This window comes from Bradyrhizobium sp. CIAT3101 (assembly GCF_029714945.1).
Lineage (GTDB): Bacteria > Pseudomonadota > Alphaproteobacteria > Rhizobiales > Xanthobacteraceae > Bradyrhizobium.
Genome location: NZ_CP121634.1, coordinates 6884036 through 6896505, shown reverse-complemented (window position 1 = coordinate 6896505; position 12470 = coordinate 6884036). Strand labels below are relative to the sequence as shown.

The 12470-nt window shown below is 54.3% G+C and carries 5 protein-coding genes; 1 reads left to right on the top strand and 4 read right to left on the bottom strand.

Annotated features, from left to right (window positions below):
- Positions 1-1062 precede the first annotated feature (1062 nt).
- Positions 1063-1236, bottom strand: coding sequence for a hypothetical protein (locus tag QA645_RS32200; protein WP_283045300.1), 174 nt, complete (start codon positions 1234-1236; stop codon positions 1063-1065).
- A gap of 485 nt (positions 1237-1721) precedes the next feature.
- Here QA645_RS32200 and QA645_RS32195 point away from each other — a divergent pair, with 485 nt between their 5' ends.
- Entirely contained in the window at positions 1722-2495 is a 774-nt protein-coding gene (locus tag QA645_RS32195; protein ID WP_283045299.1) for a 2OG-Fe(II) oxygenase, read from the top strand.
- A 1515-nt stretch (positions 2496-4010) separates the two neighbouring features.
- Here the strand turns inward: QA645_RS32195 and QA645_RS32190 are convergent.
- From QA645_RS32190 to QA645_RS32180, 3 genes are read right to left on the bottom strand one after another with little or no spacing between them, the layout of a single operon-like run.
- Positions 4011-4937, bottom strand: coding sequence for an alpha/beta fold hydrolase (locus QA645_RS32190; RefSeq protein ID WP_283045298.1), 927 nt, complete (start codon positions 4935-4937; stop codon positions 4011-4013).
- On the bottom strand, positions 4925-5698 hold the full coding sequence (locus tag QA645_RS32185) for an alpha/beta hydrolase (protein ID WP_283045297.1): 774 nt from the start codon (positions 5696-5698) through the stop codon (positions 4925-4927). The genes QA645_RS32190 and QA645_RS32185 overlap by 13 nt, the downstream gene beginning before the upstream one ends.
- Positions 5699-5707: 9 nt before the next feature.
- Positions 5708-12127: a non-ribosomal peptide synthetase gene (locus QA645_RS32180; protein WP_283045296.1), complete on the bottom strand. Its 6420-nt coding sequence runs from the start codon at positions 12125-12127 to the stop codon at positions 5708-5710.
- Positions 12128-12470: the final 343 nt, after the last annotated feature.

The following is a 12470-nucleotide window of genomic DNA, read 5'->3' as shown; positions in this document are numbered from 1 at the left end:
GACTGATTCGAGCGAATAAGGGGCAAAGATTTCAACCGTTCGGTTGAACGTGTGCAACGCCATGCCGTTCATGGATGTGGAAGAGCCGCCAACTGAAGCGGCGTTATTTTCTTTTGGTCTGTTCGGATGCGTCCATCATGCGGAGCGCGTGCGAAAACTGCTCCAACCTCTTTTGCTGCTCAGGCGGCCAAGATATTCTGGCGCAGTTCAACTGTCGCTAAACCGAACCGATCAGCCCGGTTGGCGGTAGTGCCGGAATATTCGCCAGAGTCGTTTGGCAGGCCGGAGCCCCGATCACCGCGGGCGTTCCTAACGCGCTGGCAGCTAATTAGAACACTTGGAATATTGAATTGGAACAAGTGTTTTGCCACGATTTGGCAGCAATGGGCCGCGCGCAGCGAGTAAATCAGATGTGAAGAGCGTTAGGTTCGCCAGCCCCAGATTGAGGTCCTTTCGCTTATGGCGATTAGAAACGCCGCCTGCTTAAATGGAGCGCAGGCGGCGGCTTACCAGCCCCGAGGGGGATGACGCAAAACCCCGGTAAAGATTAGTCCATTTGGATTAGAAAGGGTTCAATGTTCGGTGATGCCCAAGTGGACGTCCGCCACGATCTCAGCCTGGAATGGGGGGCTTCGACACACGCAACATTAGGTATTTAAATACCGCTTGCCGTCGCGGAAGAGGGCTTTCGGTGTAATCGTCCTAGCATTGCTGCAACTGGCCCTCGACGAGAGAGTTTTGCTCGGAAATCCTCAAGGGGCAACGTCGATGCTAAATCTCCCCTTCAACTTCACCGGTCGGGCAGCAAGTTCGGGCGCAAGAAATCTGGCAAGGGTCACGGGCGAGTACAGCGCTGCGCAGCTAGGCCGGATTCTCGTTCGACGCAGAGCGGTCTCCTCTCGCCTAGCGACAATTTCGCTGGTGCAGAGGGACGGGGGCCCATGGATCGACAGTCGTGGGTGACGCGTCGTCGGTTGGGTGCCGAATACAAGACCTCTCGATACACGCTGGCCGCGCTCGTGTTAAGTTGGCAAGAAATGACCGTGTGGTTTAAGCTTTCCTTCAACTTCCGCCAGCCCTGGGGGGCGGCGGGGTTGTATTTTCACCTTGTGCATCGTCTTTCTGCGCCAGCTCTTCGACGAGCATTATGACTGCACGGCGCGTGCCTCTGCTTCTAATTTCCTTGAAGGCGGTGAGCAATCGAAGCGCTTCACGTTCGGCATCTGAATCAGCCATTGCGCCTCCCGAGACGCCAAAAACGCAGCGAAAGAACTGCTGCGGCCTCGATAAAGCCGGGCAAAACGATTTAAGTGAACTAATGCAACCCCGGTAGGTAACCTTTAAATCGTAACCTGTGTTTTTTTGCCTGCAAGCTGATTATTCGGTATTGGAATTAAACTAATTCTTTTTCTAACGCACCTGGTTCATTTCTGAGGTCAGCGAGGGCGGGTTGGGAGCTGGCCGGCTTTCAACCTCGGGCCCAAGCCGCGAATGTCCTTCCGTCGCTCCCTCCCAAGGCGCCGGTGATGAAACCGCTAGAGGTGCTTAAAAGCCCGGAAGTTCAAGTCCGACTGAGAATAGGCAGGCGGCTGGGGTAGAACAGTAGTTGAATTTAATATTAAATATAAGATCCGCCTTTAGCAGGGGCGGCGCCGCTTGCCATGAATCGAGCCACCATTTAACAGAGGGCTTTACTCGATAATAACCCTGCGGGCGACAGTATGCTTATGCGTTCAAATATTGAGCGATCAGATTTTGCATTAGATGGCAAGCATTTCGCTGCCGCCTATCGGCAAGCTCGCCCCTTCCCGCACATCGCCCTTAAGAATTTTTGGGATCCGGAGCAAATTGCCGAGGTCTCGAGGCAAGTTAAGAGGTTTTCGTTCTTTGACGGGGAAAAGGATTTTTACGCTACGCAGAAAAAGCGATACTGCGGGACGTACGAGAAAATGCCACCCGCTGTAAGGAACCTGATTGATACCTGTCACAGTTCGGGCTTCGTCAAGTTCTTGGAGGACATGACTGGAGAAAGCGATCTGGTCGGCGACCCTCAACTAGCTGGAGGCGGTATTCATAGTTCGACGACCAGCGGGTTTCTGAAGGTGCATGCGGATTTCAATTGGAACGAGCAACTCGGTTTGTACAGACGTCTCAATTTGCTTGTCTATTTGAATTCCGGCTGGGAAGCGGCTTGGGGCGGATCTCTTGAATTGTGGTCGAGAGACATGAGCCGAAAGGAAGCTTCGATCGTTCCCGATTTGAATACGGTTGCGATCTTTTCAACTGACGAAAGCAGCTATCACGGGCATCCGGACCCGTTGAGTTGTCCGGAAGGTGTGACGAGGGACTCAATCGCGCTGTATTACTACAGCCCTGCCAAGCCAACCGATGCGGGGAGAGCCAAACGCGGTATCAGCGAATATCGCTCTAGAGGCATTTCCGACCTTTTGTCGTCTGTCAAATTCAAACTAATCGATAAATTCAGGGGGCTGTAAACGTGAATCTGAATGCGCGAGCCTTAGGAATGAACAGTCAGGAATAACCCAATGGAGATATTTAGAGCCAAGAAAATTGCCGAGACTGAAGCTAGTTCAAGCCGAGATTGCCGCGTTTGCGGCGAAACTCTAAAGTTGATCAAGATCGTCCATTTCCCAGACGAGCAGGCAGTCATTCGAGCGTTCGAATGCAATTGCGGTGAGCGTGTTTGGGACGAGTAAGAAACATCTTAGTCGGCAACTGCTCTTTCTTTTGGAGAGACTACATTGTAATCCGCCTCTGCGGGTAAAAGACGGCCCCGGCGCGCGAGCGCGCAGCAGGGCGACTGCAAGAAAGCTGGGTGAGCGTAGTCATCGAGGTCGCCCGCAGGCCTGCTATACATCGCTCTCGTTAATCCCTGTTTTGCCTATACGGTTTTCCGAATCAAGGAACGCTAGCCTTTGATTGATGCGTCCCTGTTTGTCAGGATGCGTTGGGTCGACAGGGCGGCGACTCTGTCTTTGAGATCGTTCAGGTCGGCGTTCATCTGCGGATATGCTCGGCCGCTGAGCCGTCGGAAGTGCCTGGCGAGCCTTCAGCACTCCGTGCGTTCTTCGAGTATCTGCTGGGCCCGCATGAGTACATCACCTATGCAGCGCTAGCCCCACATCATGTGTGAAACGCCTCATGGAGGCGAAATATCTTCCAAATTAATCGAAGGGGCGGGCATAGGGCTTGTGTGAGTTGACGCTCAACAAGTAAAGGCTCGCCCAAGTGACCACCCCCAAGTTAAGCAATTAATCGATTTCAGTTTGATGCCGCCTTTAAACAAGCGCATTGTTTCACCCACCGAGGCTGGTCTGCATATTCACTTGGAACGTTTTCGCCCGGTAGTTTCTTTTGGTTCGCTGCGGGGTCGCTGAGGCCTACGTGTTTGCGGAGTGACAATGAGTAACGATCGCGACGTGCTCCGGCGGGTGAGCGCGCTTAGTAAAATCAAGACTAAAGGACACGCGAGCGCAATTTTCATGCTGTTGCAGGAGTTCGCCCGGAAAACGGTTCAATATAACCTCTTGAAAAGGTATTGACGGTCGTGTGGTGGTGGCTGGCTCCGATCGCGCTCGTCATTTTTGGCGCCTTAGCGCTCGTCTATTTTGCGTTCGCTTCATTGCCTGAAGACGATAGGTTTTTCCCCTTTGATGAATGAAGTAGGTCTGCCCAGCGGGAGCTATCACCGGTATCGATAACGGCTGGTCCAGTGGTCACGAGCTATATGGATGCTAGCGGTGTTGGAGTCAGTCGAGGAGTTGTGACGATCGAAGGGCATCGATCGTGGTCTTCCAGCTAGCTAACCCGCGACTACTTAAAGGTTTGTCGTTGCTAGCCAAGGATCGTTCATCGACGAAGGCTCGGAGAACTCGCACAATTGCGTGCCGTTCCTGCATCGACAGGGGTGGATGGAGGACATGTCGGCTCCGGCGTCGCCAGTTGTTCCATTTCTCGCAACAGTTGACAAGGAGGGATTCCAAATCGCTCTATGCGCTCCAAAGCGCCGCGATCTCCTCTGTGGTCGACAACTGAAAGGGCGATCGTTCGAATGATGTTGTTTCGCACCAACGCGTCACCGACTCGTCAAGTTCAGTTCTCGATTTCACGGAGCTGAATGTATGATCAGCGTCTTTGAAGAACTCTAGACGTAACGATGTCTCGAAAGAAACTCTTGAAAATGCGCTAACAAATTGCTCGCGGTAGGTCTGGCGAGGCGCGTGATGTCTACCCGTGCAAATGACGAGCATTTTCACCCCTGCCTGCGCAGTCGCCTCGTAAGCCCTCTCGAGCGAGGCCCGCACGTTCATTCCCTGATATACGAGGTGTTGTGGTCCGCCTTCCCTGCGAAGGGTCTGTGACAGATGTTCGAAGAACCGCCGCAGAAGCTTACTCTTATGCAGACGAACGTGTCTCCAGTTCCTCACGTCACGCAAACGTCGAGAAAAATAATCGATGAAATACCGGGTAGTTGGCGGGACATAGGGATCAATCAATACCAGACCGACAATACGGGTATCGGAAAACCCATACAGGATCGCGTGGTCTGCACCCGAGCACAGGCCAATCAGAACGGCCCGAGAAACACCACGCGTCGTCTGAAGCCATTTCAGAGCATGTCCAATATCCGCGAAATTAGATTGGAGGAGGGGCTGATCCGATAGCTGAGACAAGCTGTCGCCGAGACCCGAAAAGTCAAATCGCAGAACAGTGTGGCCGGCGCGAGCGAGTTTTCGGGCCATTGATACATACATGCGGTGATGGCCGACGCGGTGAACTGTGCCAGTGTTGAGTATGACAACGGCGGGCTTGATTTGGTTGGATAGTTCGGCAGGTTCCGCGACGACGCCAACTAGACCCTTCTCGGGGCCAAATTGTGCAACGCGTTCGACGAATTTGCTTCCTATCGTAGCCATTTGAGAATCCGATCAAATACCTCGACAGGCAGGCGCTCTTCCTGTTCTGTAGATTCCTTCCACGGTGAGGGGGCTCTTAAGATTGCCACCTCGCTGCGGGAATCCGGCGAGCAGCCGATTTCAAAGCCTCGATGCTGGTTCTCAGTGAAGATTGTCAGCACATTCGCGGGAATCGTCACTTTGCTCGAAAACAAATCAATGGATTTCAGTTCATCAACGAAAGCGTTCGAAACAAGGAGGCCTCCAAGCTCTGAAGTAAGCGCAATACCTGGCGAAATCGATTCGATAAAACTGGACCCTTCATTTTGGCAGTGTTGCTGATCCAAGAAAATATCGAGATAGCTTGCTCCGTCCAATATTGGGTCCCATAGGACAACGCCGTCGGCCTTGACGGAGAGCCGTTGTGCCGATTGGGCGACGAGCGTAGCACCCAGCCGCAGGCCAATGATGATGAGGCGCGGCTTCCCACTCATGTCCTTCAATTCCTTCAACGCCGTCGAGATATCTTCCCTCCAGCCGTCGAGGTGTGCGTCGACGGTTTCGCCGCCGGAATCGCCCGCGCCAAAATAGTCAAACCTTAGGGTGTCAAAGCCGACAGCGCGGAGGCGCTTCGAGAGAAGACGCATTGCTCGGTGTGCACTGCCATATTCCGTGCCCCACGAATTGCAGAGCAACGCCGCGCCAACGGCCGCCTTGCCCGCTGCCGTCTCATAGATCCCGAACAGGCGCCGTTGGCCTGACCCGAAGAAAAACGGTAACATCCGCAAAACTCACTTTGCACGCCCAACGGTCTCGGCGATCTGTCGCAGGGTCTTGAAATACAGAGTTCGAGGATCCAAGGTCCGTCCCGTGCGTTGCTTGATCATTCCTACCATTCTCACGGCAAGAAGCGAGTGGCCGCCCAGCTCGAAAAAGTTGTCGCTTCTACCGACGCTTCCAATCTGGAGCAAATCTTGCCAGATGTCCGCCACCAGCCGCTCCATTGCTGATGCCGGTGGAACGTATTCTGAAGCCGCTTGAGCCGAAGCGGTGAATGGGTCCGGCAGTGCGGATCGATCGATTTTTTTGTTGGGCGTCATTGGAATGGTATCAATCGCCACGATGACGGCAGGAATCATGTAGTCGGGGAGGTGATTTCGAAGGAAATTTCGCAGTTCGCTCGCTGTTGCTTCCTCCTGCCCATATTGGACGTATGCGATCAAGCGACTATCGGCTGCACTGAGTTCTCGAGCTATAACGACGGCCTCCGCCACAGCAGGATGCTGTCTAAGCACGAATTCAATCTCGCCGATCTCGATTCGAAAACCTCGCATCTTGATCTGACTGTCGATGCGGCCGAGATGAAAGAGCTCGCCGTCAGAACTCCATTTCCCGAGATCGCCGGTCCTGTAAACTCGCCCACCTTGACGGTCAACGAAGTGGTCTAGTTGAAATCGCTCTGCTGTTCGTTCCGGCTGTTCGTGATAACCGATCGCAACACCTTTGCCCGCGATCAAAATCTCGCCAGGAACGCCGATTGGTGCTAGTTCGCCATTTTGGTCTACAATGTAGACACGAGTATTTTCGATCGGTCGCCCTATCGAAATGGGTGACTGGTCGGGTTCGATGCGCGCCGCCGTCGACCAGATCGTAGTCTCCGTTGGCCCATACAAATTCCAGAGCTCACCGACTCGGTCGAGTAAGGCATCTGCCAAATCGCGGGAAAGTGCTTCGCCACCGCTGAGGGCGCGGAGGCGACCGTCACCTTTCCAGCCGCTATCGATGAGTAGACGCCAAGTCGCGGGCGTCGCCTGCATAATTGTCGCCCCGCTCTTGGCAAGCAGGTGGGAAAGAGCGGCGCCATCGGACGCAGTATTTTTGGATGCCAGTTCGACACACGCTCCGACGCTCAGGGGCAGGTAGAGCTCCAGTCCTGAAATATCAAAGGAGATAGTCGTCACCGCGACCATTGTATCCTTGTCCGTTAAGCCGGGACGGCGGGCCATTGACTGCAAAAAATTGGACAGTGACGAATGCCCGACTACCACACCTTTCGGAAGGCCCGTCGACCCAGACGTATAGATGATATAGGCAATGTCCTCCCCAGACGATTTACCACAGAATTCATCATTATGATGCGTGGCTTCGCTTCCGGCAGTCAAAGTTGAAGCATCGATACCGAGAACGCCGTCAGGTGCAACAAGATGGTCCCTCGAGGTCGAATCCGTAGCCACAGCGCGAGCCTTGCTATCGGCCAGCATGTAGGAAAGCCGCGCTTTAGGAAACGAAGGATCAAGAGGAATGTAGTAGAACCCTGCCTTTTGGATGCCGAGCAACAACACCACAAGATCAATTGATCGCGACATGCAAACTGCCACACCTTCACCCGGTTTGATCCCGAGCCCAACGAGGGCTTTTGCCGCGGCGTTGGCGCGCATGTTGAGTGTGGAGTAGGTGACTACTTGTCCATCAAATGATAATGCAGGCGCGTCCGGCGCTCGGGCAACCTGTTGCTCAAACATTGCAATGAAATGAGATAGTTCTCCGGCAGGGGATCCTGTGGCGTTCCAGGACTCCAGGAGCTGGCGTTCGGTGGCTGGCAACATCGGTGTCGATGCGACGCTCTGCGTTGGGTCGCTCACGATCTGCTCGAGAATATAGAGATATTGCTCTGAAAAACGTTTGATCGTTCGACGATCAAATAGATCAGTGTTGTATTCGAAGGTGATGCTGTTCGAGATTTGGGCATCTACAGATAAACTCAATTCGAACTGAGCGCCGCCTCTGTCAAGAGGGATCGGTTCCCACTCCAATCCGTCGAACAGGGCCCCGTAGAACGGAGCGTTCTGCATATTGAACATGACTTGCACAAGAGGCGCCCTGCTGTTGTCTCGCGTCTCCGCAATGTCGTGCACCAACTTGTCGAAGGAAACATCCTGATTCTGGTAGCCATCAAGAGCGACAGCGCGGATTCGCTTGAGCAGGGTGAGAAAGCTCGGCTCGCCAGATAAATCGACGCGTAAGGCTAGCGTATTTACGAAGGTCCCGACGAGAGTTTCAAGGTCGCTATTGGTGCGGTTGGCGATTGGTACGCCAATCGCGAAATCTTCTTGTTGGGTCAAGCGGTACAAGTGAAGGGCGAACGCCGTCAGCATCGTCATGAAGAGGGTGCTTCCCTCGCGCTTGCTCAAATCATCCAGCTTCAAAACCAGCGATGCATCGAGCGGCGCTAGATGGCAGGCGCCATTTAATCCCCGCATTTGCGGGCGGGGGAAATCGCATGGAAGTTCGAGCGAAGCCAGCCCATTTAGTTGCTCTCGCCAGTACGATAGTTGCCTGTCGGAAAGGTGCTGATGTTGTCGTTGCCAAGCTGCGTAGTCTTGGTAACGGAGCTTGATCGGATCCAAGGCGACCTGTTTTCCAGCGCGCAGCGCATTGTACGCCATGGCTAGTTCGCGGGCGACGATTCCTACCGACCACTGATCTCCCGAAATATGATGAACAGTCAATTGAAGCAGATGTTCTTCCTCGGCGATGCGATAGAGCGCTGCTCGAAAGACAGGACCGCGGATCAAGTCGATGGGTGTCCGCGCCTCGGCCTGGGCCATGCGTAGGCCCTCCGAGAATGCCGCATCTCCAAACTGCCGCAGATCGATTGCGATAAGTGGTTGAGGGTGCCACGGCTGGATCTGTTGCAGGACCTCGCCGTCCGACTCATGGAACGTGCTGCGCAAACTTTCATGCCGGCGACGAACTTCATCTAGGGCATTCGAAAAGACATCAGCGTCAAAGTGGCCTAGGAAACGTACCGCACCGCTTAGGTTGTAGGCGCAATTATCGGGGTCGAGAGACTGAATGAGCCACATTCGTTGTTGCGAATGAGACAGTGCCGGCTGAGAGTCCTCCGTACGTGGGGCTATCGGCGCCCTGACTGGCTTTAGCGAATTTTCCCTCGTATGCGCGCGGTCTGGTCGCATTGAGATGTAATCCGCCTGATCGCGTGTCGAAGCGGCGAGCTGCTTGCCAGTTCCGTGAACTTCATCAATTCGCCGCGCCAGAGCTTCCAAGGTTTGGGCCTCGAAAATCGTGGTTAGGGCCAATTCGACGTCGAAAACGCGAGATATGCGAGAGGCAACCTGCGTCGCCAGCAGAGAATGGCCGCCCAAATCGAAGAAGTTATCGAACCTGCCGAAGTGTTCAATCCTCAATACGTCTCGCCAAATCGCGTGAAGAGCTGATTCGGTTCTCCCCAACGGTGCGAAGTCGAAGGCAGCTTGCGTCCTTGGCCAACCGCGCGCAGCAAGCGAGGCTCGATCGACCTTTCCGTTGACGGCTAAAGGAAAGGTTGTGACGGGCAGATATAATGACGGTTGCCATTGATTGGGCAATCTCGCAGATGCGGCCGTCCGCATGTTTGCGATCAAAGCGGAAGTTTGCTTGTTGGACGGATCGAAAGTTTCGCTCGCGGTAAAGTAAGCGAGGAGTTGTGGCTTGGAAGCGGCATCTTCGCATACGACAACCGTGACTTCCTTTACCCCCTCGATCTGCTTCAGGAATAGCTCGATATCGTTCAGGTCGATACAAACGCCATAACACCGTATTTTAAGGTCATGCCGGTGGCCGAGAAACTCTACGCGCCCGTCGGGGCGTTGGCGTCCGAAGTCCCCTGTCCTGTAGAGACGTGCTGCTGGATCGGTCGGATCAAATGGTGATCGAACAGACCCGTCCGCGATGAACTCCGGTCGGTGGGAATAACGACGCGCGATCCCAACTCCTCCTATGTAGATTTCGCCCGAGGTACCCATTGGCACCGGATGCATCGAGTCATCTAGAACGTGAATCTCGGTATTTGCGATCGGGTGGCCGCTCATGACGAGACCGGGCGATTCACCAGGAGAATACTCGCAGTAGGCGGCCTCGAAAGCACCGTTGGTCGGTCCATACAAATAACAAAGGCGCCCGCCCGGCAGACGATCAAGAAGCCGTCGCGATAATTGTGGTGACAATTGCTCGCCACTGCAGAAGACTATACGCAATGAGCGGCACTCATCGATGCTTCTCGTACTAAGCAACGACGGAAGCGCCGATGGAAAAAAGTGGGCGGTGGTGACGCCGAACGCGCCGATTAACTGTGCTAGATATTCCGGTTCGAGGTTTCGGTGAGGTTTAGCTATGACGAGCTTCGCGCCGACTCCAAGTGGCCAGAACAATTCCCATACCGACGGGGAAAGCTGAAATGGGGTACTCTGCAGAACACAATCGTCGCCGGTGAGGGAATATTGGCTCTGCATCCACTGTAATCGATTGACGACACCCCGATGCTCAGTTGGTGTTCCCTTTGGTTGGTCCGTGAGATCCAGGCCGAAGATAACGTAGGCCAGGTTATTGGGAGTCAAGCCGATCGGCTGAACATCAACGTCGGTGCAGACTGTTGGTGCGAGAGTAGCATGTTCGTGGCCTACATGGATGACTTTGCACCCAACGCTCGGTAATCGCGCTCTCGCGACATCGGTGGTCAAGATCAGCAAAGGCTTTATTGTTTGTAGCAGCAGTTCAATTTCGCTCCGTGCCAGAGCAGAATTTATCGGCACATAAGCTCCGCCGGCTTTCAGTACGGCAAGAAGCGCGACTAGCATCTCGACAGATTGATCGAGGAAGACAGGAACAAGTACCTCTGGACCGACACCTTCCGCACTCAGACATCTCGCGAGCTTGTTTGCACGACGGTTCAATTCCGAATATGTCAGGTTGACGTCGTGGAAGGAAACCGCGACCGCGTCAGGAGTAGCTTTCACTTGCTTTTCGAAGAGACGATGAACGAGCATGTCGGGCCGGTCATCGTTGACATGGTTGATGCTGGCCAAAGGCTGCTCGCGATCCGAAGTGGATTCGAGCACGAATCGGCCGCAAATAGTGTTAGGCCTTGTGGCGCACTCGCTTACCAGGGCACATAAGTTGTGCAAATGCTCATCAAGCTGCTCGGGAGCGTATTTCGCGGAGTTTGCGACAGCGTCGATACGATATCCGGCATCGGCCGAACCACCATAGTAGACAAATTGTATGTCCTCTACACGCCAATTGCCCAACGGGAAACGACGAACGGTATGGTCAGAAAAGCGGATGCCGTCATCAAGCGGCATATAGTTCGCAAAGACCGAGAAGATGTCGGGGGTTTGGGGCGATAGTCCTAAGTCGCGGCGTAGGTCTTCAATCCGATACAACTGGTGACGAAAAGCGTCGCGCATTGCGCGAGCGGTTCGGCGCAACAAGGTATCGAAATCTTCATCCGGCGTTACGGTAAGCCGAAGAGGTATCACGTTGGCAGCCATGCCGACCGCGCGTTTTGACGCGTTGCCGATCCTGGCGGAGACCTGCATTCCCAACACGATATCGTGGGATCCGGTCACGCGGTGAAGATACAATGCGATCCCTGCCATCACCACGGCTGCCGCGCTCGATCCGTAAGCGCGACCGAGTGACTCTATTTCGACATTGCCCGGAAGCAAACCGGTGATCTGGCGGACGCCAGCCTTTGATTTAACGGCCGGTGTGGAAATGGAAAGGGTTGAGACCTCGGAGCGATCCTTCAGAACCTGCAACCAATAATTGCGATCCCGCGCGTAGTGCTGCGAACGACGATAGGTTTGTTCCGCTTTGATGAGATCGTCTTGGGATGCAAAACGTTCAAACGCGCAAGATTGTCCATTAGAGAGCCGGCTGTAGCACTCGGCGACGCGCCTGAGCAGGAGCGTCCATCCAAAGCCGTCGTTCACCAAATGGTGGTTTACGGAATACCAGAAATAGCAATTAGCGTTGATACAAAGCAAGGCGAAACGAAACAGCGGGCCGCGAGCAAGATCGAAGGCCTGAGACATATCCTCACGCATCCAAGTCTCGGCGGCTGTGCGCGGGTCACTGTGTGACGAGAAGTCGACAACTGACATTGTCCAGCGATCGTCATTGCCGATATACTGTCGAGGCCCATCAGGGGTTTGGACAACTCTGAGGTGAAGGGTGTCGGCCTCCTTCACCGCCTGTCGCAGAGCCTGCTCAAATCGTTCGTTGTTGAGAGCTCCGCATATTTCGACGTACTCCCCTATATTAAACGCAGGGTCGCTGGAGTCCAGAAGTTGGGCGAGCCAGATGCTGACTTGGCCTAGCGTCAGAGGAAGGAGATTCGGATTTTTCAAATCGGAGGGTTCAAAGTCCAAGGGAAAATCTGCTCCTCACCATTTTCGAAAATATTTTTCTTCAAACTAGGGGTTTGATAGCTAAGCTGTTGCAGTACCACAGATTGCATATTACTGGAATATTCTGGGGCCATATTGGCATCTCTTTCATAGGATTAACGCGCCGCATACGGGGAACCGGGTGGGGTTTATCGAGGCTGCGGAAGGCTTTGGGCTGGTGTGTCGATTTGCCGCCGGCTCCAGTCCGTACGGGCGGCGCGCGCGTCAGGGCAGAGACATCTTGGCAGGGCGATGCCACGACCGGGGCCATGCTCGCGGGTTCCACGGAGGAGGCGGGATGGGCGTGAGGAGGGCGTTTCTCTGG

Excerpts from the sequence above, each read along its gene's own strand:
- QA645_RS32185 (WP_283045297.1), bottom strand. The coding sequence starts at position 5,698 with ATGTTACCGTTTTTCTTCGGGTCAGGCCAACGGCGCCTGTTCGGGATC.
- QA645_RS32195 (WP_283045299.1), top strand. The coding sequence starts at position 1,722 with ATGCTTATGCGTTCAAATATTGAGCGATCAGATTTTGCATTAGATGGC.
- QA645_RS32190 (WP_283045298.1), bottom strand. The coding sequence starts at position 4,937 with ATGGCTACGATAGGAAGCAAATTCGTCGAACGCGTTGCACAATTTGGC.
- QA645_RS32200 (WP_283045300.1), bottom strand. The coding sequence starts at position 1,236 with ATGGCTGATTCAGATGCCGAACGTGAAGCGCTTCGATTGCTCACCGCC.